The 26,536-nt window shown below is 69.2% G+C and carries 23 protein-coding genes and 1 tRNA gene; 15 read left to right on the forward strand and 9 right to left on the reverse strand.

The window, feature by feature from the left end:
* The first annotated feature begins 97 nt into the window (after positions 1-97).
* The 3 genes from ACZ6R6_RS14895 to ACZ6R6_RS14905 all read left to right on the forward strand — a co-directional run bounded on the left by ACZ6R6_RS14895 (position 98) and on the right by ACZ6R6_RS14905 (position 4,193).
* Positions 98-1,330, forward strand: a complete 1,233-nt coding sequence (locus tag ACZ6R6_RS14895) for an aminotransferase-like domain-containing protein (RefSeq protein WP_451930213.1) — start codon at positions 98-100, stop codon at positions 1,328-1,330.
* 457 nt (positions 1,331-1,787) lie between these two features.
* Positions 1,788-2,744, forward strand: coding sequence for a D-alanine--D-alanine ligase family protein (locus ACZ6R6_RS14900; RefSeq protein WP_470093542.1), 957 nt, complete (start codon positions 1,788-1,790; stop codon positions 2,742-2,744).
* A gap of 387 nt (positions 2,745-3,131) precedes the next feature.
* Positions 3,132-4,193 carry a threonine aldolase family protein gene (locus ACZ6R6_RS14905; RefSeq protein WP_470093544.1) on the forward strand — a complete coding sequence of 354 codons (1,062 nt, stop codon included), beginning with the start codon at positions 3,132-3,134 and terminating at the stop codon, positions 4,191-4,193.
* Positions 4,194-4,613: 420 nt separating this feature from the next.
* Here ACZ6R6_RS14905 and ACZ6R6_RS14910 read toward each other — a convergent pair whose 3' ends face one another.
* Positions 4,614-5,849, reverse strand: coding sequence for an IS110 family RNA-guided transposase (locus ACZ6R6_RS14910; protein WP_470093545.1), 1,236 nt, complete (start codon positions 5,847-5,849; stop codon positions 4,614-4,616).
* A 586-nt stretch (positions 5,850-6,435) separates the two neighbouring features.
* On the opposite strand from ACZ6R6_RS14910, the gene ACZ6R6_RS14915 reads away from it, so the two are divergent.
* Positions 6,436-6,936, forward strand: a complete 501-nt coding sequence (locus ACZ6R6_RS14915; RefSeq protein ID WP_470093546.1) for a P-loop nucleotide/nucleoside kinase family protein — start codon at positions 6,436-6,438, stop codon at positions 6,934-6,936.
* A 252-nt stretch (positions 6,937-7,188) separates the two neighbouring features.
* Here ACZ6R6_RS14915 and ACZ6R6_RS14920 read toward each other — a convergent pair whose 3' ends face one another.
* The 8 genes from ACZ6R6_RS14920 to rpmH form a co-directional block, all read right to left on the reverse strand.
* Positions 7,189-8,175 carry a ParB/RepB/Spo0J family partition protein gene (locus ACZ6R6_RS14920; protein WP_470093548.1) on the reverse strand — a complete coding sequence of 329 codons (987 nt, stop codon included), beginning with the start codon at positions 8,173-8,175 and terminating at the stop codon, positions 7,189-7,191.
* 72 nt (positions 8,176-8,247) lie between these two features.
* On the reverse strand, positions 8,248-9,060 hold the full coding sequence (locus ACZ6R6_RS14925; protein WP_306861586.1) for a ParA family protein: 813 nt from the start codon (positions 9,058-9,060) through the stop codon (positions 8,248-8,250).
* Positions 9,061-9,355: 295 nt separating this feature from the next.
* Positions 9,356-10,066, reverse strand: a complete 711-nt coding sequence (rsmG, locus tag ACZ6R6_RS14930; RefSeq protein ID WP_470093550.1) for a 16S rRNA (guanine(527)-N(7))-methyltransferase RsmG — start codon at positions 10,064-10,066, stop codon at positions 9,356-9,358.
* A 148-nt stretch (positions 10,067-10,214) separates the two neighbouring features.
* Entirely contained in the window at positions 10,215-10,718 is a 504-nt protein-coding gene (locus ACZ6R6_RS14935) for a Jag family protein (protein ID WP_306861590.1), read from the reverse strand.
* A gap of 33 nt (positions 10,719-10,751) precedes the next feature.
* On the reverse strand, positions 10,752-11,702 hold the full coding sequence (gene yidC / locus ACZ6R6_RS14940) for a membrane protein insertase YidC (protein ID WP_470093553.1): 951 nt from the start codon (positions 11,700-11,702) through the stop codon (positions 10,752-10,754).
* Between the two features lie 4 nt (positions 11,703-11,706).
* Positions 11,707-11,988 carry a membrane protein insertion efficiency factor YidD gene (gene yidD / locus ACZ6R6_RS14945; RefSeq protein ID WP_470093555.1) on the reverse strand — a complete coding sequence of 94 codons (282 nt, stop codon included), beginning with the start codon at positions 11,986-11,988 and terminating at the stop codon, positions 11,707-11,709.
* The gene (gene rnpA / locus ACZ6R6_RS14950) at positions 11,985-12,359 is read right to left on the reverse strand and encodes a ribonuclease P protein component (RefSeq protein ID WP_470093557.1); all 375 of its coding nucleotides are present in this window, start codon (positions 12,357-12,359) and stop codon (positions 11,985-11,987) included. The genes yidD and rnpA overlap by 4 nt, the downstream gene beginning before the upstream one ends.
* Before the next feature lie 112 nt (positions 12,360-12,471).
* Positions 12,472-12,609: a 50S ribosomal protein L34 gene (gene rpmH, locus ACZ6R6_RS14955; protein ID WP_010849920.1), complete on the reverse strand. Its 138-nt coding sequence runs from the start codon at positions 12,607-12,609 to the stop codon at positions 12,472-12,474.
* Between the two features lie 533 nt (positions 12,610-13,142).
* Between rpmH and dnaA the strand changes: the two genes are divergently transcribed.
* From dnaA to ACZ6R6_RS15010, 11 genes are all read left to right on the forward strand, one after another.
* Positions 13,143-14,879, forward strand: coding sequence for a chromosomal replication initiator protein DnaA (gene dnaA / locus ACZ6R6_RS14960; protein ID WP_306875450.1), 1,737 nt, complete (start codon positions 13,143-13,145; stop codon positions 14,877-14,879).
* Positions 14,880-15,451: 572 nt separating this feature from the next.
* Positions 15,452-16,591, forward strand: a complete 1,140-nt coding sequence (gene dnaN, locus ACZ6R6_RS14965; RefSeq protein ID WP_306861620.1) for a DNA polymerase III subunit beta — start codon at positions 15,452-15,454, stop codon at positions 16,589-16,591.
* Positions 16,592-16,652: 61 nt separating this feature from the next.
* Positions 16,653-17,390 (forward strand): 3-keto-5-aminohexanoate cleavage protein, encoded by a 738-nt coding sequence (locus ACZ6R6_RS14970; protein ID WP_470093561.1) that lies wholly within the window; start codon positions 16,653-16,655, stop codon positions 17,388-17,390.
* 32 nt (positions 17,391-17,422) lie between these two features.
* Positions 17,423-18,364, forward strand: coding sequence for a phosphogluconate dehydrogenase (NAD(+)-dependent, decarboxylating) (gnd, locus tag ACZ6R6_RS14975; protein ID WP_470093563.1), 942 nt, complete (start codon positions 17,423-17,425; stop codon positions 18,362-18,364).
* A 148-nt stretch (positions 18,365-18,512) separates the two neighbouring features.
* Positions 18,513-19,685, forward strand: coding sequence for a DNA replication/repair protein RecF (recF, locus tag ACZ6R6_RS14980; RefSeq protein ID WP_470093565.1), 1,173 nt, complete (start codon positions 18,513-18,515; stop codon positions 19,683-19,685).
* Positions 19,675-20,400 (forward strand): DciA family protein, encoded by a 726-nt coding sequence (locus tag ACZ6R6_RS14985; protein ID WP_470093567.1) that lies wholly within the window; start codon positions 19,675-19,677, stop codon positions 20,398-20,400. Before recF ends, ACZ6R6_RS14985 begins: the two co-directional genes overlap by 11 nt.
* A gap of 300 nt (positions 20,401-20,700) precedes the next feature.
* A complete protein-coding gene (gyrB, locus tag ACZ6R6_RS14990) occupies positions 20,701-22,644 on the forward strand; it encodes a DNA topoisomerase (ATP-hydrolyzing) subunit B (protein WP_470093569.1) in 1,944 nt (647 codons plus the stop codon).
* A 48-nt stretch (positions 22,645-22,692) separates the two neighbouring features.
* Entirely contained in the window at positions 22,693-25,179 is a 2,487-nt protein-coding gene (gene gyrA, locus ACZ6R6_RS14995) for a DNA gyrase subunit A (protein ID WP_470093571.1), read from the forward strand.
* Between the two features lie 72 nt (positions 25,180-25,251).
* Entirely contained in the window at positions 25,252-25,896 is a 645-nt protein-coding gene (locus ACZ6R6_RS15000) for a DUF3566 domain-containing protein (protein ID WP_470093573.1), read from the forward strand.
* 139 nt (positions 25,897-26,035) lie between these two features.
* Positions 26,036-26,109, forward strand: a tRNA-Ile gene (locus ACZ6R6_RS15005).
* Between the two features lie 265 nt (positions 26,110-26,374).
* Positions 26,375-26,515, forward strand: coding sequence for a hypothetical protein (locus ACZ6R6_RS15010; RefSeq protein ID WP_470093575.1), 141 nt, complete (start codon positions 26,375-26,377; stop codon positions 26,513-26,515).
* The last annotated feature ends 21 nt before the right edge of the window (positions 26,516-26,536 follow it).

Here is a 26,536-nt window from a genome sequence, read left to right on the forward strand (position 1 = left end):
GACCGTGCCCCAAGACTCAGATCACGGTCAGACCATCGCGGCCCAGGGGTCGCGGATCGACGCCTACGTCGATCGGTACGCCGCACGAGCTGCCGGGATGGTCGCCTCCGAGGTTCGAGCTCTTTTCGCCGTCGCGTCGAGGCCCGAGGTGGTCTCGCTGGCCGGCGGCATGCCGTACGTCACCGCGCTCCCCCTCGACACCGTGGGAGAGCTCGTCGCCGACCTGGTGGCCCGCCGCGGCCCCGTCGCGCTCCAGTACGGCTCCGGGCAGGGAGACCCGCATCTGCGCGAGCAGATCTGCGACGTCATGCGCATGGAAGGGATCGAGGCCAACTCCGACGACGTCGTCGTGACGGTCGGTTCGCAGCAGGCCCTCGACCTGATCACCCGGATCTTCATCGACCCCGGCGACGTCGTGCTCGCCGAGGGTCCCTCCTACGTCGGCGCCCTGGGCACCTTCGCCGCCTACCAGGCCAAGGTCGTCCACATCGCCATGGACGCCGAGGGGATCATCCCCGAGTCGCTCGCCCAGACGATCTACGCCCTGAAGACCGCGGGCAGCCCGATCAAGTTCCTCTACACGATCCCCACCTTCCAGAACCCGGCGGGGGTGACGCTCAACACGGCGCGCAGGCAGCAGGTGCTCGACATCTGCCAGCGTGCGGGCGTGCTGATCGTCGAGGACAACCCGTACGGCATGCTCGGGTTCGACGGCGAGCCCATGCGGGCGTTGCGTGCCGACAACGCCGACGGCGTCGTCTATCTCGGCTCGTTCTCCAAGACCCTGGCCCCCGGTTTCCGGGTCGGCTGGGCGCTGGCCCCGCACGCCATCCGCGACAAGCTGGTGCTGGCGATGGAGTCCGCGGTCCTGTCCCACTCCTCCTTCACCCAGCTCGCCGTCGGCCAATACCTCGCCACCCAGCCGTGGCGTGAGCAGATCAAGTCCTTCCAGGTCCTCTACCGCGAGCGCCGGGACGCCATGATCAGCTCGCTTGAGGCCCTGATGCCCGCCGACGTCACCTGGACCCGTCCCAGCGGCGGTTTCTTCGTCTGGGCCACCCTCCCGGAGGGGCTCGACTCCAAGGCGCTGCTGCCCCGTGCGGTCTCCGAACGGGTGGCCTTCGTCCCGGGCACCGGCTTCTACGCCGACGGCGGCGGCGCCCGCCACATGCGGCTGTCCTACTGCTACCCGGAGCCCGACCGCATCCGCGAAGGCGTCCGCCGCCTGGCCGGAGTGATCGAGCAGGAGCTGCGGCTGCGCGACACGTTCGGCACCGGTTCCTCACCCGACCACATCGGCGTGGACACCCCGGGGCCGGATCTCGCCTGATCCCACACGGACACACCCCGGGGCCAGTCCTCGCCCGGCCACATCGGCGCGGACACCCCGGGGCCAGTCCTCGCCCGGCCACATCGGCGCGGACACCCCGGGGCCAGTCCTCGCCCGGCCACATCGGCGCGGACACCCCAGGAGCGGATCTCGCCCGATTCCGCGCGGACACACCCTCGGGACTGGCTCCTCGCCCGACCGCATCGGTGTGGACATCTCAGGAGCGGATCTCGCCCGACCACATTCCGCGCGGGCGCCCGGGGCCCGGACCCCCGCCCGGCACCTTCCTCCGCGGGCGCCCGCGATGGCAGGCGGCCGCCGACATGGGCTCCCTCGGGTGCGCGCCGATGCGGCGAGTTGCCGTACGGTGATTTCCGGCGCCGTTGTGCGGCGATCACCCTGATCGTGGTGAGCGTCTCCCTTGGTCCGGCGCAGGCTGCGTAGAGAGGTATTTCGGGTGAGTGATCTGGGCTATGTGCTCGTCCTGGCAGGCGGACTGTCCTACGAGCGGGAGGTGTCCCTGCGCTCGGGCCGCCGGGTGAGCGAGGTGCTGCGCAACGCGGGGATCGTCGTGGAGACCCGTGACACCGACGCCTCGCTGGTACCGTCCATCCTCGCCGATCCACCGGACGCGGTCTTCGTCACCCTCCACGGCGGGGCGGGCGAGGACGGCGCCATCCGCTCGGTCCTCGAACTCCTCTCCGTCCCCTACGTCGGCGCCGGCCCCGACGCCTGCCGCGTGGCCTTCGACAAGCCCACCGCCAAGACGGTCGTCCGCTCCGTCGGTCTGCGCACCCCCGACTCGGTGACGCTCCCCAAGGAGACCTTCCACGACCTCGGCGCCTCCACCGTGCTGACCCGCATCGTGGAACGCCTCGGGCTCCCGTTGTTCGTCAAGCCCTCCCGAGGCGGCTCCGCGCTCGGCGCGTCGACCGTCCGCACCGCCGAGGACCTTCCGGCCGCCATGGTCGGCTGCTTCGCCTACGGTGACACCGCACTGATCGAGCGCTGCGTCGAAGGCGTCGAGGTGGGCGTGGCGGTGGTCGACCTCGGCGAGGGCCCGGTGGCCCTGCCCCCCGTGGAGATCGTTCCCGACAAGGGCGTATACGACTACGCGGCCCGCTACACCGCCGGCCACACCGAGTTCTTCGCCCCCGCCCGCCTGTCGCCCGAAGCCCTGGCCGCCTGCGCCGAGATGGCGGTGACCGCGCACACCGCCCTCGGTCTCCGTGACATCTCCCGCACCGACCTCATCGTCGACGGGGACGGCCTGCCGCATTTCCTGGAGGTCAACGTCGCCCCCGGCATGACCGAGACCTCCCTGCTCCCCATGGCCGTCGAAGCCGCCGGCGACGACCTCGGCACCGTCTGCCGGGTGCTGCTGGAGCACGCCGCCGCCCGCGGCGCCGCCTGACCCCGCCTCCGTCTCCTGACTGCCCGGCGTCCCGGGCCGGCCGCCCGGCACCCCCGGATGGAGTCACTCCGTCCCAGGGCGGTGCCGGGCGTCTCTGTCTCACAGCCCGGGAGTCCCTTGCCCCGGATCTCTCACCCAGGAGCCTCCGTCCCGGCCGGACGGCCGGCAGGAGCGTCCTCTCCTGTCTCCGGACAGCCCTCCCTGTGCTGGACAGCCCCGCGCCGGACAGATCCTGTCGCCGGAAAGCTCCTGGCACCGCCTCGGTCACTCCGCCCGCCACGCAGGGATACAGCGGCCGCAGCGGTATGGCAGCGCGGGGGTACGGCGACCGCGGGGGTACGGCGGCGCGCCGGTCGGCCACGGGAGCCGCTCACCTAGGCTGGCCCTGTGCTGACTCCCACCCCCTTCCCCAAGAGTTTCGCCAGCGACAACCACGCGGGCGTGCACCCCGCGGTCCTCGCCGCCGTCGTCGACGCGAACACCGGAGACGCCCCCGCCTATGGCGGAGACAGCTGGACCCGGGCCATGGAGGACGTCTTCCGTGCCGAGTTCGGCGCCGGGGCGACCGTCTACCCCATGTTCAACGGCACCGGCGCCAACGTCGTGGGACTGGGCCTCACCCTGCGGTCCTACGACGCCGTGCTCTGCCCCGCCACCGCCCACATCAACACCAGCGAGTGCGGTGCCGCCGAACGCCTGCTCGGCGCCAAGCTGGTCCCTCTCCCCACGGAGAACGGCAAGATAACGGTTGACGGCATCCGTGGCGAGCTCTCCGCACTGGGCAACGTGCAACGCTCCCAGCCCCGCGTCATCTCCGTCTCCCAGGCGACCGAGTGCGGCACCTGCTACACCGCCGACGAGATCGCCGAGCTCGCGGAGTTCGCCCACGCGCGCGGTCTCTTCCTTCATGTGGACGGCGCTCGCCTGGCGAACGCGGCGGCCTGGCTCGACTGCTCGATGCACGAGCTCACCACGGACGCGGGGGTGGACCTGTTCAGCTTCGGCGGCACCAAGAACGGCGCCATGGGCGCGGAGGCACTCGTCATCCTCAATCCCGAGCTGGACGCCCCGGCACTGTTCCTGCGCAAGCAGGGCATGCAGCTCGCCTCCAAGATGCGCTATGTCTCCGCCCAGCTGACCGCGCTCCTCACCGGCGGTCTCTGGCGCGAGAACGCGGCCCACGCCAACGCGATGGCCCACCGCCTCTCCGACGGCGTCGCCGATCTTCCCGGCGTCTCGCTCCGCTACCCCGTTCAGTCCAACTCCGTCTTCCCGGTCCTCCCGGAGAAGGCGATCGCCGAGCTCCAGCAGCGCTATCTCTTCCATGTCTGGGACGCCGACGAGAACGTGGTGCGGTGGGTGACGTCCTTCGACACCACGGCCGAGCACGTCGACACCTTCGTCTCCGACATTCGTCTCGCCGTCCACGGAGCGAGCAACGGCGTGTGATCACCGCCTCGAGGAGCGGCGTGTTTCACGTGAAACAGAGACGCTACCTCTCGGATGGCGTGTTTCACGTGAAACAGAGGCGCACTCCCCCGGGGCAGGGTTTCACGTGAAACAGAAAGCGCCGTTCCCCGGGCTTCTGTTTCACGTGAAACAGAAGCCCTTCGCTGGGGGTCGGGTCCCTGTGACTCAGGATCTCCATGCCGCTGTTTCACGTGAAACAGCGGCCCCTCGCGGAGTGGCCACGGTGGGATGTATCCACCGGAGGCCGCAGCACTCAGAGATGTCGCTTCAGCCGGTGCCGGCGCGGACTTTCAGGCGCCACCGTTGAGTGCACGGCGCTGATCACATCGGCGGTCACCGTGCTCGGGGTGGGTGGACGGCAGAGCGACATGTCCCCAGACATCCGAGCACGTTGTGGTGTCAAGCCACGGCTGTGAGACGAGGTGGAAACGCGACGGATTCATCGTAGGTTCGGCGCTTTTGGAGGCAGTGGTGGAGGCAGCCGATCAGGCGGTTGAACAGGTGCCGTAGAGCTGCGGTGTGCGCGTCGTCGGCTGTTTTGCGACGGTCGTAGTGCGCCCGAGCTCCCGGTGAGGGACGTAGCGCGGCGAAGGCCCAGATGTAGCCGGCGGCGGCCAGGCGGTCGTTTTTGACCTTGCGGGTCATGATGTGCCGTGACTTGCCGCTGGCTCGGGTGACCGGTGCCGAGCCGGCATACGCCTTCAGGCCGCGAGCGTCGGCGAAGCGGGTCCGGTCGTCACCGATCTCAGCCAGGAGGCGGGCGCCGACCAGCGGGCCGACACCGGGGAAGCTGGTGATGATCTCGGCGTCGGGGTGCTGGGCGAAGGCCTCCTCCACGCAGGTGGCCAGGTTCTGCTCAGCCGTGCAGGTCGCTTCGAGCTGGCCGAGCAGGGCGGTGAGCTGGTGACCCATGGCCTGCTCGACCAGATCAGGTAGACGCATGTGCTCGGCGCGGAAGACTGCGTGAAGTCGTTCGACGTCCTGGTCGACGTGGCGAACCCGCCCGGCCCGTTTGAGCGCGGCCCGCAGTTGCCCGCGGGTGAGGACGGCGGCGCGGGCGGGAGTGGGCGCCAGCGCGAGGATGACCCGGGCCTCGGCCCTGGTGACGCCGCCGTTGCGCAGGTGCGCAAACGCCTTCAGGGCGGCGGCGAAGTAGTCGTGCAGCAGCGATCGGATCCGCTGGCCGAGTTGGATGCGGTCCCAGACCGCGTCCTGCTGGGCGCGGGCCAGCACGGTGATCGCCCGGGCCAGGTCGGAGTCGGCGGGCAGCGGGCGGTGCGCGGTCATGTCGGTGCGCAGGATATTGGCCAGGGTCAACGCGTCCTGCTCGTCGGACTTCTTGCGCGCGACCCCGTGCCGGTCTCGATAGCGCGAGACCGCGTAGGGGTTGATGGCGAACACCTGCCGTCCGGTGGCGCGCAGGCAGGCCACCAGCAGGCCGTGCGGCTTTTCGATCGCGACCGGGATCGGGTCGTCCGGGTGGTCGCCGGCGCCGGCCAGCAGTTCCAGCAGCGCCCGCAGACCGGCGGCGTCGTTGCTGATGCGGGCCTTGGCGACCCGGACGCCGGTGTCGTCGACGATGGCGATGTCGTGGTGGTGTTCGGCCCAGTCGATCCCGCAAAACAGCTTCGTCAATGTTCCTCCCAGGACAGGCAGCCGGTCATCGGTGCAGCTCAAAGCCGCAGCGGAGACGCGCGGCCCGCTAATCGAAGGACTCGCCGGTCCGACATCCGATCAGCCGTTCGCGACCCCAGCGATCCACGGGGCCTCCTTCTGCCGCAAGAGCTCACCGGCTCGGCCGCGTTGAGGAGGTCGATCCCGTAGACGGGCTCGAACCACGGACACCACGCTCGTCGAAAAGCCGTGGTCATGACGGGAGAACGCCGGGAGGGCCGGTCTGGGGTCAGGTCTTGACGACCCTCCCAAAAGTCAGGCTCATCAGCCCGGCATCCATCGATCACAACGGCGGCGGATCGCTCGATGAGCAGACACCAGCCCCGGCCGGTCTGGGGATAGGCATCCAGTGCCCTCGCCAACTCAGGCTCTGAGGTCGGCGCCTGCTCACAACATGCGATTAGAGGGCCATCTGTTCCCCAATGAGGTCGGAGACGCCGACCGGTTGGGCGGCGCCGTCGCGGGCCGGCGATCATCGAGAGGTCTTCCTCGACGCGGACAAGCCTTGTCGGTGCCGTGTGACAGGGTTGCGGCCATGCTGATAGTGATGAGCGGCCTGCCTGGCGTCGGCAAGAGTTCCATCGCTCAGGAGCTGGGGCGCCTGCTTCCAGCGCCGGTGCTGTCGGTCGACCCGGTGGAGGCCGCGATGTGGAGAGCAGGGGTGGACCGCGACCAGCCGACCGGGCTGGCGGCCTACGTCGTGGTGGAGGCGCTCGCCTCCGACGTTCTCGCACTCGGGCAGCCAGTCATCGTCGACGCGGTGAACGACGCCGAGGAGGCACGGGAGCAGTGGCGCGCCCTGGCCCGCAGGCGGAGCGTGGCGCTGCGCTACATCGAAGTGATCTGCCCCGACCGTGCCCTGCATCGACGACGGCTTGAGGCCCGTCAGCGCGATATCGACGGGTTCACCGAACCGCCCTGGGCGTCGGTGGAGGCGCGACGCGCGAACTTCGACGCGTGGCACGAGGACCGCCTGACACTCGACTCCACCGCTCCGCCGGCCGGCAATGCGCGGGTCGCCATGGCCCACCTCGGCGGCGCTCGCTGAAGATCCCTTGCCGAGCGCTTCGGAACGATGTCCGCGGCCGGCAGAGGCCGGTGCTACGCACACGGCGTCTCAGCTGACCCACGGAACGGGACCCGGCATCCCCGGCTCCTTCCAGGCACCCATGCCTTGGGGACAGCTCTCCCTCCGCCTGCCGTACCGGTGCCGCATCCCCTCGGACAGATAGAGAGCGGGCTCCCTGTTTCACGTGAAACAGGGAGCCCGCTCTCGAAATCTCGTCCGTGGAGGGAAGGGTCACTCCTCGGCTGTCTGCATGGAGCCCGGGGCCATGGTCCCGATGATGCGCTCCAGATCGTCGATGGTCGCGAACTCCACCACGATCCGGCCCTTGCGGCGGCCGAAGTCCACCTTCACCCGCGTCTCGAAGCGGTCGGAGAGACGGTCGGCCAGGTGCCGGAGCGCGGGCTCCTCGGCCGGCTTCGCCCTTGGGGTCTTCTGCGTGGGCGCCGGGGCCGCCTTGGCATCCCCCACCGCCACGATCTCCTCGACGGCGCGGACCGACAGCAGCTCGGCCACGATCCGGTCGGCGAGCCGCTCCTGCGCCGCGGGGTCGTCCAGAGTCAGCAGAGCGCGGCCGTGCCCGGCGGTGATCGTGCCGGCCGACAGACGGAGCTGGACCCGGGGAGGAAGGTTGAGCAGCCGGAGCGTGTTCGTCACGTGGGAGCGGGAACGGCCGATGCGGGCGGCGAGCTGCTCGTGGGTCGCGTCGAAGTCGTCGATCAGCTGCCGGTAGGCCGCCGCCTCCTCCAGGGGGTTGAGCTGCTCGCGCTGGAGGTTCTCGATGAGCGCGTCCAGGAGGAGCTTGTCCTCCTGGGTACTCCGCACGATCGCCGGGATCTCCTTGAGTCCGGCGAGCTTGGAGGCGCGCCAGCGGCGCTCCCCCATGATGAGCTCGTAGCGCTCTCCGTCCACCGAGCGCACCACGACGGGCTGGAGCAGACCCACCTCGCGGATCGAGGTGGCCAGATCCTCCAGTGCCTGATCGTCGAAGATCTCCCGGGGCTGACGGGGGTTCGGCTCGATGTCCTCGATCGGGATCTCAAGAAAGTAGGCACCCGCGACCGGCCTGAGGTCCGGGGCCGGCTGCCGCTGCGCGACCGGCTCCGGCGCGACCATCGTCGCGGTCGCCGACGGCGCCACGGTCTGCGCCGGGGGTGGGCCCGTCGGAATGAGGGCCGCCAAACCCTTGCCGCCCATCCCTCTTCTCGGCTGCTTACTCACTGCCCCTCCCACGGCTCAAGATCTGCGCCTTCGGCGTTCCCACGACGACGACAGCCGTAAGTCTGTCAACGTTCACACGGCCGCGCCACGATGTGCCATCTCGCGAGCGGCGTCCATGTAGGCCATCGCACCGCTGGAGCCCGGGTCGTAGGTCATGACCGACTGGCCGTAGCTCGGGGCCTCGGAGACCCGGACGCTCCGGGGGATCAGCGTGTTCAGCACGGTGTCACCGAAATGGGAGCGGACCTCCTCGGCGACCTGGGAGGCGAGCCGGGTCCGCCCGTCGTACATCGTCAGCAGGATGGTGGACAGATCAAGCGCGGGGTTCAGATGGGCGCGGACGAGGTCCACGTTCCGGAGCAGCTGGCCGAGGCCTTCCAGCGCGTAGTACTCGCACTGGATGGGGACCAGCAGCTCGTTTGCGGCCATCAACGCGTTGACGGTCAGCAGGCCGAGCGACGGCGGGCAGTCGATGAAGACGTAGTCGAGCTCGATCTCCTTGTACGCGGCCAGCGCGCGCTGGAGGCGGGCCTCCCGGGCCACCATGGAGACCAGCTCGATCTCGGCGCCGGCCAGGTCGATCGTGGCGGGGGCGCAGTAGAGCCCGGGCATCTCCGGGACCTCCTTGACGACCTCCGCCAGGGACATGTCCTCCACCAGGACCTTGTACATGTCGGGCACGTCGCCACGGTGCTCGATGGACAGCGCCGTGGAGGCGTTGCCCTGCGGGTCGAGGTCGACCACGAGCACCCGCTGACCGTGCATGGACAGCGCGGCCGCCAGGTTCACCGAGGTCGTGGTCTTGCCCACACCGCCCTTCTGGTTGGCGACGGTGAAGATGCGCGTCTTGGGAGGGCGGGGCCAGCCTTCTCCCCGGGTCCCCATGGAGCCTCCAGGAGCCGCCGCGGTCGTCTGGGCCGATGTTTCACGTGAAACCACTGAGCTGAGTGCCTCTCGTACCAGCGGCGAGTCGCCGGGATTAAGGGGGGTCTGGGTCACGGTCGTCGTCCTTTCAACCGAGCTGGCTACGGGGGCGGGAGCCGGTGCCGGCCATCCCAGGCCAGAGGAGCGTCGATGGGGCGGGGTGACAGGGTTCTCCGGCCAGCCGAGACCGCCCGCCGCGCTGACGATCGCATTCACACGGTCATTCACTGGCCTCGTACTCGCTTACTCGGTCTGTCTACTGGCGTCGTGCCCGCTTCGATCGCGATTCACGATCCTTCCGGCGAGAGGCCTGCCGCGCTCCTTCGGGGGTCCGACCGGCGACCACTCGGATGAGAGTTGCAGGCGGCTCGACCTTACCGTGCCCGACCGATACAAGCTCGGCGGTCTGCACCCCACTGGACCGCAATTGCCCCTCGGCGTCCGCCAGCTCCTCCGCTGCCCGCTCTCCCTTCATCGCGAGAAGCTCGCCTCCTTCGCGCAACAGCGGCAGCGACCACTTCAGCAGCCGGTCGAGCGGCGCCACGGCGCGCGCGCAGGCCACGTCGAACTCGCGTTTGCCCACGAACTCCTCAGCCCGGCCGCGCAGCACCTCGACGTTGTCGAGCTTCAGCGCCTCCACACATTCCTCCAGGAACACCGTCCGGCGCAGGAGCGGCTCCAGGAGCGTGACCCTGATGTCCGGCCGTACGATCGCCAGGACCAGGCCGGGCAGGCCGGCGCCCGAGCCGATGTCGACCAGCCGCACGTCGGCGGGGACGGCCTCGGCGACCACCGCGCAGTTGAGCAGGTGGCGGTCCCAGATACGGGGCACCTCGCGGGGCCCGAGCAGCCCGCGCACCACCCCGGGTCCGGCCAGCAACGCCGCGAACGCCTCCGCTCTGGACCAGGCGTCGCCGGTGAACACCTCGCGCGCAACCTCGGGCGGCTCGGGGATCTGCTCGCTCACTCGACGCTCACTCTTCCTCGGGACTGTCTGGGTCAGGATTTTCTAAGGCTAACGGCCCGTCCCATACGGGCGCACAAAGGCGGGCCGCGAAAAAGGCCGCCGCCCCCGGGGGACCGGGGACGGCGGCCAGTGTCTGTGCCTGTCTGCGTTATGCGGGCAGGACCACCACGAAACGCCGGGGCTCCTCGCCCTCGGACTCGCTCCGCAGCCCCGCCGCCGCGACCGCGTCGTGCACGATCTTGCGCTCGAACGGGGTCATCGGCTGCAGCGCCTTCGGCTCGCCGTTGCGCTTGACGTCCGCGGCGACTTTGCTGCCGAGCTCGCGCAGCTCCGTCCGGCGGCGGTCACGGTAGCCGCCGATGTCGAGCATGAGCCGCGAGCGCTCTCCGGTCTGGCGGTGGACGGCGAGCCGGGTCAGCTCCTGGATCGCCTCCAGCACCTCGCCGTTGGGACCCACGAGGTCGCCGCCCTTGATGTCCACGACCGACACCACGGCGCGATCGCCCTCGACGTCCATGTCGATGTCACCGTCGATGTCGGCGATGTCGAGCAGACCCTCGACGTAGTCCGCCGCGATCTCGCCTTCCTGCTCCAGCGCAGCGAGATCAGGAGCCGCCTTCACGGTCTCCTTTTCGGCCTCGGCCTCGGTCACGTCCGGCCACTCCTTCGTGCTGTCAGGTTGTCGTCAGGACTTCTTGCTACCGGTCCGCTTGCTGCGCGGCTGGCGGGTCGGCTGCTGGCGGGTCGGCTTGGGCTCCGGCGGCGCGGGCGGCGCCTCGGGCTCGGGAGCGGCCTTCTTGACCTTGCTCAGCAGGCTCGGCTTGGGCTCGGGGGTCACCATGTTGCCCTTGGCGTCGACCACCGGGGAGGGGTTGCGGCTGTAGAACCAGTGCTGCTGCCCGAGGGTCCAGAGGTTGGTGGTGACCCAGTAGAGGATCAGACCGAGGGGGAAGTTCAGCGAGAAGATCGCGAACAGCGGCGAGATGTACATCAGGATCTTCTGCTGCTGCGCCATCGGGTTGTCCGGCATCTGCGCCATCGAGCGGCCCACGCTCTGCCGGACGGTGAGGAACGTGGTCAGCGAGCTGATCGCCACGAAGATCGCGAGAACGACCTTGGTGGCGATCGGGTCGGCGCCCAGCTTGATGATGTCGGCCGAGTCGGTCCAGAACGTCGCCGGCAGGGGCGCGCCGAAGATGTGCGCCGCGCGGGCGCTGTCGACGAGATGCTGCGTCATGCCGAACTTGAGCTGGCCGTTGGCCATCGCCTGCAGCACGGTGAACATCGAGATGAAGATCGGGAACTGGGCCACGATCGGCAGACAGCCGCCGAGCGGGTTGGCCCCCTGCCCCTGGTACAGCGCCATGACCTCCTGGTTCATGCGCTGCTTGTCGTTCTTGTAACGCTTGCGGATCTCCTGGACCTTCGGTGCCAGTTCCTGCATCTTCTTCGACGAGCGCATCTGCTTGAGGAAGAGGGGGAAGATCAGCAGCCGCATCAGCACGGTCAGGGTGATGATGGTCAGCGCCCAGGTCAGCCCGCTGTCAGGGGCGAGGAAGCTGCTATAACCCTGGTGAATCCAGGTGATGACTTGGGCGACGGCTGTGTAAAGCCAGTTCAGCCAGGACAGCTCCACCGAGCTAGCTCCCTTGCGTTTCGTCGGACCGGACCGGGCGTGGGGGCACCGGGTCAAAACCTCCGGGATGGAATGGGTGGCAACGCCCGATTCTGCGGATCGTCAACCATGTGCCGCGCAACGCACCGTGGACGGCCATCGCCTCAAGACCGTAAGCGCTGCACGAAGGGTGGAAGCGGCAACGGGGACCCAGCAGAGGGCTCACGAATGTCCGGTAGAACCGGATAGGAACCATCAGGATCCTGGCTGCCGGAGAAACTCCGGCGGTCTGCTGCGCCGTCATCATCGCCCATCCATGTGAGCCTTGGAAGGCTCTCGCCGCCTGAGTAAACGATCCAGCGCGACGTCGAGTTCGGCGGCAAGGCGCTCGCTTCGCGCGGACGCGGCCGGTGGATTGGCGCGTACAACCAGCAGGCTACCTCTCGGGAGACGGTGAAGACGGTCCCGGACGAGGTGTCTCAGCTGACGTTTGACTCTGTTGCGGACGACCGCGCCTCCCACGGCGCGGCTCACCACGAATCCCACCAGGGGTGGCTCGTCGCCGTCCGCGCGCACGCTCAAGTGCGCGACCAGGGCGGGACGGCCTGCACGGCTTCCCTTTCTGACCGCGTCTGCGAACTCATCGCCCCGGCGCATGCGGGACCCGGACGGCAACACGCGAGAACCTTGGTTGACCCTGGGCAGGTACGGCTATCGCCCGCCGACATCACGGCCGGCGGGCGACGGGACGCTGCTGCCTTGGCCCGGCGGACCGGGCACAACGGATGCGTCAGGCGGAGAGCTCGGCGCGGCCCTTGCGACGGCGGGCGGCCAGGATGGCGCGGCCGGCGCGGGTGCGCATCCGCAGCCGGAAGCCGTGGGTCTTCGCGCGACGACGGTTGTTCGGCTGGAAAGTACGCTTGCTCACGAGTGGGCTCCAGGCTTCAAAACGCGCCCCCAGCACATGGGGACGCTCGGCAGTGGCTGGCTTACGGTAAGCGGGGCATGCGAAATAGCCGTCGCGTGGTAAGCCGACCGTCGTACGTTACGGGGAACGCGTGTCCCAGGTCAAACCGGAAAGCACGTGGAGCTAGGTTATCCACGGATCCACAGCCCCTTTATCCACCGACGCCCCGCCGTCCACAGGATGTGCACTCAGCCTCCCTCGTGGTGCCACTAGGCTGTGGACAACGTCTTGAACACGGCTGTGGACAGGGCTACTGTCGGCCCTTCCAGACCCACTCTCCGCTGCCGGAATGCGTCAGGCGGCAAGTGGGGGGCTGTGCACACCGTGTGGATTCGATGTGGATTACGGACAGCGACCCCGCAGGGCCACGGGCAAGCCGACATGTGGACAACGGGGGAATCCGATGCGCCCGGCGGTTCATCGGTGTGGATAAACAGATCGCGGTGAGCTCAGCGGGGGCCGCGTCGGAGGAGGTGAGCCGGGCAGTGGATGGAATGGACCTCGGCGCGGTGTGGGCACGGGCTCTGGAGAACTCCCTCAACGAGAGCGTCCCGTCCCAGCAGCGTGTCTGGCTCAGCATGACCCGGCCCTTCGGTCTCATGAACGACACCGTGGTGCTCGCCGCCCCCACCGATTTCGCCAGAGATGTCCTGGAAAACAAGCTCCGTCCCCTGATCAGCCACGCGCTCTCCCAGGAGTTCGGCCGCCCGATGCGGGTGGCGGTCATGGTCGACCCCAGCGCCACGGGCTCCGACTCCGGCGTCGCCTCCCGCCCGGAGTCCTATCCACAGGCGCCGCCGCAGAGTTATCCACAGGGCGGTGGACAACAGCAGGGTTATGCACAGCCGGTGAACGCCCAGCACCACGGCGGATCCGGGCCCCAGCACCCCTATCCGGCCGCCGGGCCCGCCGCTCCGCCGTCCACCGAATATCCACAGCACCAACCACAGGCTCAGCCGTTCTCCTACTCCTACCAGCACATGGAGGAGCCGGCGCAGCCGTACCTCCCGGCGGAGCCCTCCCCGGCCCCGCCGCCGGCCGAGCAGGGCGGCGGATACGGCCGCGGCGGATACACCCCGCAGCCCCCTCCCGCCTCGCGCCCGGAGCCCGACACCTTCGAGCGTCCCGCGCAGCCGGCGGCCGGCCCGGTACCCAACAGATGGGACGGCCGCGGCGGCCGCACCCAGGGCGAACCCGCCCGGCTGAACCCGAAATACACCTTCGAGACCTTCGTCATCGGCTCCAGCAACCGCTTCGCCCACGCGGCCGCGGTCGCGGTGGCCGAGGCGCCGGCCAAGGCGTACAACCCGCTGTTCATCTACGGCGACTCGGGCCTGGGGAAAACCCACCTGCTGCACGCGATCGGCCACTACGCGCAGAGCCTCTACGACGGCGCGCGGGTGAGATACGTCAGCTCGGAGGAGTTCACCAACGACTTCATCAACTCCATCCGCGACCACAAGGCCGACGGCTTCCGCAGCCGCTACCGGGCCGTGGACATCCTGCTCGTGGACGACATCCAGTTCCTGGAGGGCAAGGAGCAGACCCAGGAGGAGTTCTTCCACACCTTCAACACCCTGCACAACGCCAACAAGCAGATCGTCATCTCCAGCGACCGGGCGCCCAAGCAGCTCGTCACCCTGGAAGACCGGCTCCGCAACCGGTTCGAGTGGGGCCTGATCACCGACGTCCAGCCGCCGGAGCTGGAGACCCGCATCGCGATCCTGCGCAAGAAGGCGATCCAGGAGGGCCTGGCCGCCCCGCCCGAGGTGCTGGAATACATCGCCAGCCGCATCTCCACCAACATCCGCGAGCTGGAGGGGGCCCTGATCAGGGTCACCGCGTTCGCCAGCCTCAACCGGCAGTCGGTGGACCTGCAGCTCACCGAGGTCGTGCTCAAGGACCTGATCACCGAGGACGCCGGCTCCGAGATAACGGTCGCCACGATCATGGCCTCCACCGCCGCCTACTTCGGCCTGTCGATCGACGACCTGTGCGGCGGGTCGCGCTCACGCGTCCTGGTCACCGCCCGGCAGATCGCCATGTATCTGTGCCGGGAGCTCACCGACATGTCGCTGCCGAAGATCGGTCAGCAGTTCGGCGGACGCGACCACACCACGGTCATGCACGCCGACCGGAAGATCCGCTCGCTCATGGCGGAGCGTCGATCCATCTACAACCAGGTCAACGAACTCACCACGCGGATCAAGCAGCAGTCGCGCAATGGATGAGATTCGCCCCGGCGTGATGCACAGGCTGTGGAAAACCTTGTGGATCAGTGGTACGGGGCCGGCCGACGGGGTCGATCGGCGCCGCCGACCATGATCAACGCTGGATCGGGGGGTTCCGGGTGCCCACACGGCCTGGGGACAACTCTGGGGAGAACCTGGGGACAACTCGTGGACAACTTGGGGAGAACCTGGGGACGCCCTGTGAAGAGAGTTTTCCCCAGGGACAAAACGCCTTCCTACCCCGTGGAGAACCTGGGGAAACCTCGTGGATAACCGGTGGACGAAGACACCAAGATCTGGGGATGGCCTGTGTGTACAGCTCGGTTCTCCCCAGCCCCGCGAGTTCTCCACACCCGTCACCCACACCCCCAGTGGATGAAAAAACTATAGTTGACCTGCGGAAACAGCGGTCTTCCACAGTTTCCACAGCCCCTAATGCGATGACCCCTTGTATCTCTAACTAGAAACTCAAGACCCATAGAGGGGTTCCGGGGAGCGCATGTGCGGGACAGTGAACACTCGAACCCAAGGCATCGAGCGAAGAGCGCTCGACACACAGGAGGCAGATCCACGTGATGTTCCGGATCGAGCGAGACGTACTCGCTGAGGCGGTCGCATGGACGGCACGCAGCCTTCCGGCGCGTCCCTCCGTGCCGGTGCTGGCCGGCATGCGCCTGGAGGTCACGGAGACGGGGCAGCTCAAGCTCTCCGGCTTCGACTACGAGGTCTCCGCCGAGGTGACCCTCGAACCGCAGAGCGGCGAGGCGGGCGTGGTGCTCGTCTCGGGCAAGCTCCTCGCCGAGATCACCCGTGCGCTGCCCGCACAGCCTGTGGACTTCGTCGTGGAGGGCGCCAAGGCGGTCGTCACCTGCGGCAGCGCCCGGTTCACACTTCTCACCATGCCTGTGGAGGACTACCCCTCCCTGCCGACGATGCCCCCGGCCGCCGGGCGGGTGGGCAGCGACGTGTTCGCCTCGGCGGTCGGCCAGGTCGCGGTGGCGGCGGGCAAGGACGACACCCTGCCGATGCTGACCGGCGTGCGCATGGAGATCGAGGGCGACACCGTCACCCTCGCCGCCACCGACCGCTACCGCCTCGCCGTGCGGGAGCTGAAGTGGCAGCCGGGCCAGCCCGACTTCTCGGCGATCGCCATGATCCCGGGCAAGACCCTCGCCGACGCCGCCAAGGCCCTGGGGAGCACCGGCGCCGAGGTCGAGATCGCGATGAGCTCCGTCGGCGGCACCGGCGAAGGCATGATCGGCTTCTCCAGCGCCGGCCGCCGCACCACCACCCGGCTGCTCGACCCGGAGTTCCCCAAATACCGTTCGCTGCTGCCGACCGAGTTCTCCGCGCGGGCGGACCTGTCCACCAGCGCGTTCGTCGAGGCCGTCAAGCGCGTGGCCCTGGTCGCCGAGCGCAACACCCCGGTCCGGCTGGCCTTCCGCGGCGACGAGGTCGTCCTGGAGGCGGGCAGCGGCGACGAGGCCCAGGCCGTCGAGGTGCTCCCGGTGGACTTCGAGGGCGACGACATCAACATCGCCTTCAACCACCAGTTCCTGCTGGAGGGCCTGGGCGCGATCGACTCCGACGTCGCCCGCCTGCAGATGACGACCTCCACCAAGCCCGCCATCCTCACCGGCGGCAAGCCTGTGGACGACGGGGGCGTCCCCGACTACCGCTACCTCATCATGCCCATCCGCCTGTCCAGCTGAATACTTGTCCCGGAGCGTCCCCGGAGTCCGTCCGCGGGCGGAGCGGATCGGGGAGGCGTGAATGGGCGTGGCCATGATCAAGGCGTGTCTCAACGGCAACAGGGAGCCGGGGACGCACCCGGCCCTCCCCCTGACGCCCCTGGAGCTCGCTGAGGCGGCCCGTGAGGCCCGTGAGGCGGGTGCGGCGGCCGTGCACATGCATCCGCGCGACGAGGCGGGCAGCGAGTCGCTCAGCGCCGTCCACATCGGTGCGGCCGTCCGCGCGGTGCGGCGGGCGTGCCCCGGGCTCCCCGTCGGGGTGAGCACAGGGCTGTGGATGACCGGCGGGGACGTGGAGGCGCGGCGCGAGGCCGTACGGGGCTGGGCCGCGCTGCCCGTGGAGGACCGGCCGGACTTCGCGTCGGTGAACCTCTCCGAACCCGGCTTCTCCGACCTGTGGCATGATCTTCGGCGGCTCGGCGTGGGCGTCGAGGCAGGGGTCTGGTCCACCGGCGACGCCGAAGCGCTCGCCGAGACCGGGCTGGAGTGCGTACGGGTGCTCGTCGAGATCATCGGAGGCTCCGCGGACACCGCCGTGTCCCGTGCGCACGCCGTGCTCGGCCGTCTCGACGAACTCGCCGTCCCCGGCCCGCGACTGCTCCACGGGGAGGGAGAACCTGCCTGGATACTTGTCGACGAAGCGGGGCAATTAGGTCTGGCCACGCGCATCGGTCTCGAGGACGTTCTCCACAGCCCTGTGGGCGGTCCCGTTGATGGAAACGCCGATCTGGTACGGCTTGCGCTGGCACGCCGGGTGTAGGTGGATGATGGAACCCTGAAGGGGGTGCTCGTATGCAGATCGGCATGGTCGGGCTGGGCAAGATGGGCGGCAACATGGCCGAGCGGCTGCGCCGCGGCGGTCACGACGTCGTCGGATACGACCGCGATCCCGCGGTCAGTGACGTCTCCAGCCTGAAGGACCTGGTGGACCGCCTCCAGGCGCCGCGCACGGTGTGGGTCATGGTGCCCGCCGGAGCGCCGACGCAGGCGACGGTCGAGGAACTCGGCGACCTGCTGTCGTCCGGCGACATCGTCATCGACGGTGGCAACTCGCACTATCTGGACGACCAGAAGCACGCCGCCGAGCTGGGCGCCAAGGGGATCGGCTTCATCGACTGCGGGGTCAGCGGCGGGATCTGGGGCCTGGAGAACGGCTACGCGCTGATGGTCGGCGGCTCCAAGGAGAGCGTCGAGCGGCTGATGCCGATCTTCGACACGCTCACGCCCGAAGAGGGCGGCTTCGTCCACGCCGGTGAGGTCGGCGCCGGCCACTTCGCGAAGATGGTCCACAACGGCATCGAGTACGGCATGATGCAGGCCTTCGCCGAGGGCTGGGAGCTGCTGGAGGCCTCCGACGTCGTGACCGACGTCCCCGGCGCCTTCAAGAGCTGGCGCAACGGCACGGTCATCCGTTCGTGGCTGCTGGACCTGCTGGTCCGCGCGCTCGACGAGGACCCGGCCCTGGCCGAGCTGAAGGGCTACGCGCAGGACTCCGGCGAGGGCCGGTGGACCGTGCAGGCCGCCGTGGACCACGCGGTGCCGCTGCCGGTCATCACCGCGGCGCTCTACGCCCGCTTCGCCTCCCGGCAGGACGACTCGCCGGCCATGAAGGTCGTCGCGGCCCTGCGCAACCAGTTCGGCGGGCACGCCGTCACCTCCAAGGAGGGCGAGACCGCCAAGGGCGCCGACGCCCCGGGCGCCGACGTCGTCCCTCCGGTGGAGGCCGAGAAGTAGACCGGGTCTCCGACGGAGGCCGGGAGACGGACCGGCGCCCGCACGGCCCGCGCCCTCCCACGGGCTCGGGCCCGTAACCCCGCCGGTGGACGGGCCGCACCGGCCCGTGCGGCCCCGGCGGGGGGCGTGTCCGACTAATCTTCCTGGGGTGCATGTCGCCAACCTCTCCCTGACCGACTTCCGGTCCTACGACACCGTCGACCTCGGCCTGGAGCCGGGGGTCACGGCCTTCGTGGGTCCCAACGGGCAGGGCAAGACCAACCTGGTCGAGGCGCTGGGATACGTGGCGACGCAGTCGAGCCACCGGGTCGCCGGCGACGGGCCGCTGGTGCGGCAGGGGGCGGCGCGGGCGATCATCCGGTCCGTGATCGTGCGGGAGGACCGGCGGGCGCTGATCGAGCTGGAGATCAACCCGGGCCGGGCCAACCGGGCCAGGCTGAACCGCTCGCCGGTCTCGCGCCCGCGCGACGTCGTCGGGCTGCTGCGCACGGTCCTGTTCGCCCCCGAGGACCTGGCCATGGTCAAGGGAGACCCCTCCGAGCGGCGCCGCTACCTCGACGACCTGCTGGTGGCCAGGGCGCCCCGGTTCGCGGGGGTCCGCGCCGACTACGACCGGGTGCTCAAGCAGCGCGGCGCCCTGCTGCGCACGGCGGCGCAGGCCCGGCGGGGCGGCCGGAGCGGGCGGCGGGCCGAGCACGACGCGGCGTTCGCCGCGGCCGGCGCCGGAGACCCCCTGAGCACCCTGGAGGTCTGGGACGCCCACCTGGCCAGGCACGGCGCGGAGCTGCTCGCGGCCCGGCTGGAGCTGGTCGAGGCGCTGCGGCCGCTGGTCTCGGCCTCCTACGCGGCCCTCGCGCCCGGCTCGGCCCCCGCCTGCCTGGAATATCGCGGCACGCTCCCCACCGAGGCAGGGGCCGACCGCGCGACCCTGGAGGAGCGGCTCCGAGCCGGCCTGCTGGAGGTCCGCGACTCCGAGATCGAACGCGGCGTCACCCTCATCGGCCCGCACCGCGACGACCTATTCCTCGGCCTGGGGGAGCTGCCCGCGCGCGGTTACGCCAGCCACGGCGAGTCGTGGTCGTTCGCGCTGGCGCTCCGGCTGGCCGCCTACGACCTGCTCAGGGCCGACGGCGGTGATCCGGTGCTGATCCTCGACGACGTCTTCGCCGAGCTGGACAACCAGCGCCGCCGCCGGCTGGCCGAGATCGTCGCCCCGGCCGAACAGGTGCTGATCACCGCCGCGGTCGCCGACGACGTGCCCGCGGAGCTGGTCGGGGCCCGATACGCCGTCACCGAGGGGAGCGTGCAGCGTGTCCGATGACAGGTCCCCGGAGCACGGCCCGGCGCCGTCCGGGGAGATCCGGAGCACGTCCGGAGAGGGCCGGAGCAGGGGCGGGGAGACCAAGAGCGCATCTGGGGAGATCCGGAGCGCGGCCGAGGGGAGGCCGCCGGAGCCCGGCGCGGCACCGTCCGGGGAGCCCCGGGCCGTGCCCGGGCCGGACGGCCGGACCGTCCCCGGGCCCGGGACGCCGGAGGCGGGGTCGGCCAGGAGCGCGGCGGCCAAGGGCGCGGCGCTGGCCCGCGAGAAGCTGGCCCAGGCCAAGGCGGACGCGGCCAGGAGGGGGCAGCTCCCCCGCCGGGAGCCCCGCCGCAGGGCGGCCGGCCCGCGCCGGGATTTCGGCGATCCCCAGCTTTTCGGCCGGGCGATCGCCGATCTGCTGGCCGACCGCGGCTGGGAACAGCCCGTCGCCGTGGGCGGGGTGTTCGGCCGCTGGCACGAGATCGTCGGCTCCGATCTGGCCGCGCACACCCGGCCGGAGACCTTCGCCGACGGCGAGGTCGTGGTGGTCGCCGACTCCACCGCCTGGGCGACCCAGGTGCGGCTGCTGGCAAGAACCCTGGTCAGACGCCTGAACGAGGAGCTCGGCGACGGAACGGTGCAGCGGGTGAAGGTGCGCGGCCCGCAGAACGGGCCGCGTCCCAGCGGTGGTCTGCGGGTCACCGGCAGCCGCGGCCCGGGCGACACCTACGGGTGATCGACTTCCCGGAAAACGGATCAGCGGCCTCTCTGACGCGATGACCCCCCTCCGCGTAGGGGGATGCTTGAGTGGATGGTCGACGCGCGACAGAGCGTTCTGGAGCCCGTCAATGCCACATCACGCGCTCTGAGCCGCTAGAATGAAACCGAATTCCGGACACGTCCGTTTGCGTGTCACCCCCGGCACGTAAGCCGACTCCCCTGGGTGAGCGCATCGGGGCATTCACGACGGTGACGGGCACGGCGGGGCTGAGATTCGTTTCTCCCGCCGCATGTCCGCGGCAGGAGGATTCCGCACTTGTCCTACGACGCTAGCTCAATCACCGTTCTCGAAGGACTCGAGGCGGTCCGTAAGCGCCCGGGTATGTACATCGGCTCGACCGGAGAACGCGGTCTCCACCACCTCGTCTACGAGGTCGTGGACAACTCCGTCGACGAGGCCCTGGCCGGGCACGCCGACCGGATCGAGGTCACCCTGCTCGCCGACAACGGCGTGCGGGTCGTGGACAACGGCCGCGGCATTCCCGTCGGCATGCACCCCGTCGAGAAGCGTCCCGCGGTCGAGGTCGTCCTGACCGTGCTGCACGCGGGAGGCAAGTTCGACGGCAAGTCCTACGCGGTCTCCGGCGGTCTGCACGGCGTCGGCGTCTCCGTGGTGAACGCGCTGTCCACCAGGCTGGAGGTGGAGATCCGCACCGACGGTCACTACTGGCGGCAGTCCTACGCGGACTCCCGGCCGACGGCACCCCTGGAGAAGGGCGAGCCGACCGACGAGACCGGCACCTCGATCACCTTCTGGGCCGACGAGACCATCTTCGAGACCACGACGTGGAGCTTCGAGACGCTCTCGCGCCGCTTCCAGGAGATGGCCTTCCTCAACAAGGGCCTGACGATCTCCATCCGGGACGAGCGGCCCGACCACATCGACGGTGAGCCCGTCGAGGTGGTCTACCACTACGAGGGCGGCCTGTCCGACTTCGTCAAGCACCTCAACTCCAAGAAGGAGCCGGCGCACGTCTCGGTGATCGACTTCGAGGAGAACGGCGAGGGGATCTCGGTCGAGATCGCCATGCAGTGGAACAACTCCTACAGCGAGTCGGTCTACACCTTCGCCAACACGATCAACACGGCCGAGGGCGGCACCCACGAGGAGGGGTTCCGGGCGGCGCTGACGTCGATCGTCAACCGCTACGCCCGCGAGCAGAAGTTCCTCAAGGAGGGCAAGGACGACAACCTCGCCGGTGAGGACATCCGCGAGGGCCTCACCGCGATCATCTCGGTGAAGCTGGCCGACCCGCAGTTCGAGGGCCAGACCAAGACCAAGCTGGGCAACACCGAGGCCAAGTCGTTCGTCCAGAAGGCCTGCAACGACCACCTGCGCGACTGGTTCGAGCGCAACCCGGGCGAGGCCAAGGACGTCATCAACAAGTCCCTTCAGGCCGCGCGCGCCCGGATGGCCGCCCGCCAGGCCCGCGACCTGACCAGGCGCAAGTCGCTGCTGGAGTCCGGTTCCGGGCTGCCCGGCAAGCTGGCCGACTGCCAGTGGAGCGATCCGGAGAAGTGCGAGCTGTTCATCGTCGAGGGTGACTCGGCCGGCGGCTCCGCCAAGGGCGGCCGCGACTCCAAGTTCCAGGCGATCCTGCCCATCCGCGGCAAGATCCTGAACGTGGAGAAGGCCCGCATCGACAAGGTGCTGAAGAACGCCGAGGTCCAGGCGCTGATCACCGCCATGGGCACCGGCGTCCACGACGAGTTCGACATCGCCAAGCTCCGCTACCACAAGCTCATCCTGATGGCCGACGCCGACGTCGACGGCCAGCACATCAACACGCTGCTGCTGACGCTGCTGTTCCGCTTCATGCGGCCCCTGATCGAGGCCGGGCACGTCTACCTCTCCCAGCCGCCGCTCTACAAGATCAAGTGGGACCGCCGGGGCGAGGACGCCTCCTACGCCTACTCCGACCCGGAGCGCGACGCGATCATCGCGGACGGCATGGCCCGGGGCAAGCGCGACCCGCGCCTGCACGACGGCATCCAGCGGTTCAAGGGTCTGGGCGAGATGAACGCCTCCCAGCTCTGGGAGACCACGATGAACCCGGAGACCCGCGTCCTGCGCCAGGTCACCCTCGACGACGCCGCACAGGCCGACGAGCTGTTCAGCGTTCTCATGGGTGAGGACGTCGAGGCCCGCCGCTCCTTCATCATCAGAAACGCGCGAGACGTCCGTTTCCTCGATGTGTAGCGGTAGCCGTACAGCCTCTCCTCCGACTCTGAAAAGGATCCATCACCCGTGACGGATGTGAACACTCCGCCCGCAGAGCGCATCGAGCCGGTCGACATCCAGTCGGAGATGCAGCGCAGCTACATGGACTACGCGATGTCCGTCATCGTGGCCCGTGCGCTGCCCGACGTCCGCGACGGACTCAAGCCGGTCCACCGCCGCGTGCTCTACGCCATGTACGACGGCGGCTACCGCCCCGACCGCGGCTACTTCAAGTGCTCCCGCGTCGTCGGCGACGTCATGGGCTCCTACCACCCGCACGGCGACTCCTCGATCTACGGCACCGTCGTACGGCTGGCACAGCCCTGGGCGCTGCGCTACACCCTGGTCGACGGCCAGGGCAACTTCGGGTCGCCGGGCAACGACATGCCGGCCGCCATGCGATACACCGAGTGCAAGCTCGCGCCGATCGCCATGGAGATGATCCGTGACATCGACAAGGACACCGTCGACTTCCAGCCCAACTACGACGGGCGTTCCCAGGAGCCGCTGGTCCTGCCGTCGCGGTTCCCGAACCTGCTGGTCAACGGCTCGGCGGGCATCGCGGTCGGCATGGCCACCAACATCCCGCCGCACAACCTGCGCGAGGTGTCCGAAGGCATCAAGTGGGCCCTGCAGAACCCCGAGGCCGGTGACGAGGAGCTGCTTGAGGCGCTGATCGCCCGGGTCAAGGGCCCCGACTTCCCGACCGGCGCGCTGATCGTCGGCCGCCGCGGCATCGACGACGCCTACCGGACCGGCCGCGGCTCGATCACGATGCGGGCGATCGTGGAGGTCGAGGAGGACGCCAAGGGGCGTCAGTGCCTGGTCGTCACCGAGCTGCCCTACCAGGTCAACCCCGACAACCTCGCGCTGTCGATCGCCGAGTCGGTGAAGGAGGGCCGGATCACCGGCATCGCCGACGTCCGCGACGAGAGCTCCTCCCGGGTCGGCCAGCGCCTGGTGATCGTGCTCAAGCGCGACGCGGTCGCCAAGGTCGTGCTGAACAACCTCTACAAGCACACCCAGCTCCAGACCACCTTCGGCGCCAACATGCTGGCGCTGGTCGACGGCGTGCCCCGGACCCTGCGGCTGGACCAGTTCGTCCGCCACTACGTGGCCCACCAGATCGAGGTCGTGGTCCGCCGGACGCGCTACCTGCTGCGCAAGGCCGAGGAGCGGGCCCACATCCTGCGCGCGCTGCTCAAGGCGCTCGAGCGGATGGACGAGGTCATCGCCCTCATCCGCCGCTCGCCGTCGGCGTCGGCCGCGCAGGGCGGCCTCATGGCGCTGCTGGAGATCGACGAGATCCAGGCGCAGGCCATCCTCGACATGCAGCTGCGCAAGCTGGCCGCCCTGGAGCGGCAGCAGATCACCGACGAGTACGACGCGCTGATGGCGCACATCATCGACTACCAGGAGATCCTCGCCTCGCCCGAGCGGCAGCGGAGCATCGTCTTCGACGAGCTCTCGGAGATCGCCTCGAAGTACGGCGACGAGCGCAAGACGGAGATCATCGCCTACGAGGGCGACATGTCGATCGAAGACCTCCTCGCCGAGGAGGACATGGTCGTCACGATCACCCGTGGCGGCTACGCCAAGCGCACCAACACCGACCTCTACCGGGCGCAGAAGCGCGGCGGCAAGGGCGTGCGCGGCGCGCAGCTCCGGCAGGACGACATCGTCGACCACTTCTTCGTCACGACGACCCACCACTGGCTGCTGTTCTTCACCAACAAGGGCAGGGTCTACCGGGTCAAGGCCTACGAGCTGCCCGACTCCGGCCGCGACGCCCGCGGCCAGCACCTGGCGAACCTGCTGGCCATGCAGCCCGACGAGGTCGTCATGGAGGTGCTGGACCTGCGCGACTACGAGGTCGCCCCCTACCTCGTGCTCGCCACCCGCAGCGGTCTGGTGAAGAAGACGCGTCTGTCCGAATACGACTCGCCGCGTTCGGGTGGCCTGATCGCCATCAACCTGCGAGAAGATGACGAAGTGATCGCTGCCCGGTTGGTGTCCGAGGAGGACGACCTCCTCCTGGTCTCCCGCGGCGCCCAGTCCATCCGCTTCACGGCCTCCGACGAGGCCCTGCGCCCGATGGGCCGGGCGACCAGCGGTGTGATCGGCATGCGTTTCCTCGACGGCGACGAGCTGCTGGCGATGAACCGCATCGCCGACGGCGACGATGTGTTGATCGCGACCGAAGGCGGGTATGCCAAGCGCACCCCGGCCGATCAGTACCCTGTCCAGGGACGGGGAGGCAAGGGTGTCCTGACTGCGAAGATCGTCAGCGCTCGTGGCAAGCTGGTTGGTGCTGCCATGGTCAGTCCGGAGGACGAGGTTTTCGCGATCACGTCCGCCGGCGGGGTTATCCGGACCAGCGCAGGGGAGATCAAGCAGTCCGGTCGCCAGACCATGGGGGTACGTCTGATGAATCTCGCAGAGGGGGACAGCGTCGTGGCTCTCGCCCGTAATGCCGAGGCGTTGGAGACCGAGCAAAACGGGGAAGGGGAGTAGCCTGTGTGCGCTCAGGCCAGACCAGGTCCACGTCCGGCCTCCTCATCGACACGCGACCAGGTGACGGAGAAGATGGATAAGACCACCGAAGCGGACGCCGCCAATGTGGTCGAGTCACCGGCTGACGGTGGTAAGCCCACGCCGGAGACCGATAATTCGGTAACCGACGACCTCAAGGGCAGGCAGAACGTGACGGCGATCGAGGACGGCAAACCCGGCGACTCCACCGTGCGCATCCGCCCGCGGGCAGAGAACGACAGCTCCTCCTGGGCTCCAGGCGGCCTGTCGTCCCCCGCACCGGAGACGCGGGACAAAAAGGCGGCCGAGACCTCTCCACGGGCGCCGCGCAAGGCCCACCTGGTGCTGCGCCGCATCGAGCCGTGGTCGGCCATGAAGTTCAGCTTCGTGGTCTCCCTGGTCTGCTTCGTGGTGCTGTTCGTCGCGGTCGCGGTGCTCTACATGGTGCTGTCCGGCCTGGGGGTGTTCGACAACATCATCCAGACGGTGAACCAGCTCACGACGGCCGACGGCAAGTCCACCAGCGGCGTGGACGTCGCCTCCTGGTTCGAGCCGGTCCGCATCCTCGGCTACACCGCCCTGATCGGCGCGGTGAACGTGGTGCTGATCACGGCCCTGTCCACCCTCGGTTCGGTCATCTACAACATCGCCTCCGACCTGGTCGGCGGCGTGGAGGTCACCTTCAGCGAGGCCGAGTAACCACCTGTCGCCATGTCCCCGGCCCACCGGCCGGGGACATGGCGCGAGTGGGTGCCCGGACAGGGTAAGCTTTTCCCTGTTCGAACGGCACGGATTCGCCTCCAGCAGGCGGATGCGATACCGTTCTCTCTCGTAACGAGGGGCTATAGCTCAGACGGTTAGAGCGCTTCCCTGATAAGGAAGAGGTCCCAGGTTCAAGTCCTGGTAGCCCCACCTCGACAAACGCCCCGAAGCGATCAAGCTCCGGGGCTTTTTGCTGCAACGGCCTCACTCGAACAGCCCGTTCACCTTCGTGAGGGCCTTCTGGCGGCTCTCTGGGCTTGCCCGACCTGGTGGTGAGGACGAGTCCGGTGTCCGCCCGGTTCTTCCCCGCTTCCTCCTTGAGGATCTTCTGTCCGTCTCGCTGGATCTCCAGCGCTCGGCGGACCACGCCGAGGAGCGGCAAGGACCGGTTGCCGGCCCTGGTCTTGACCGGCCCGTGGTGCAGCTCCTTGCCGACCCGGACGAGCCGGCGCCGGATGTCGAGGTGTCCTTCGTCGAAGTCCACGTCGACCCAGCGGAGTCCCAGGGTTTCGCCCCGGCGCAGGCCGTACAGGGGCCGTTCATCGAGAGGTCCTGACGCGATGAGCGTTGATTTGCC

It is taken from the genome of Streptosporangium sp. NPDC048886 (genome assembly GCF_055586905.1).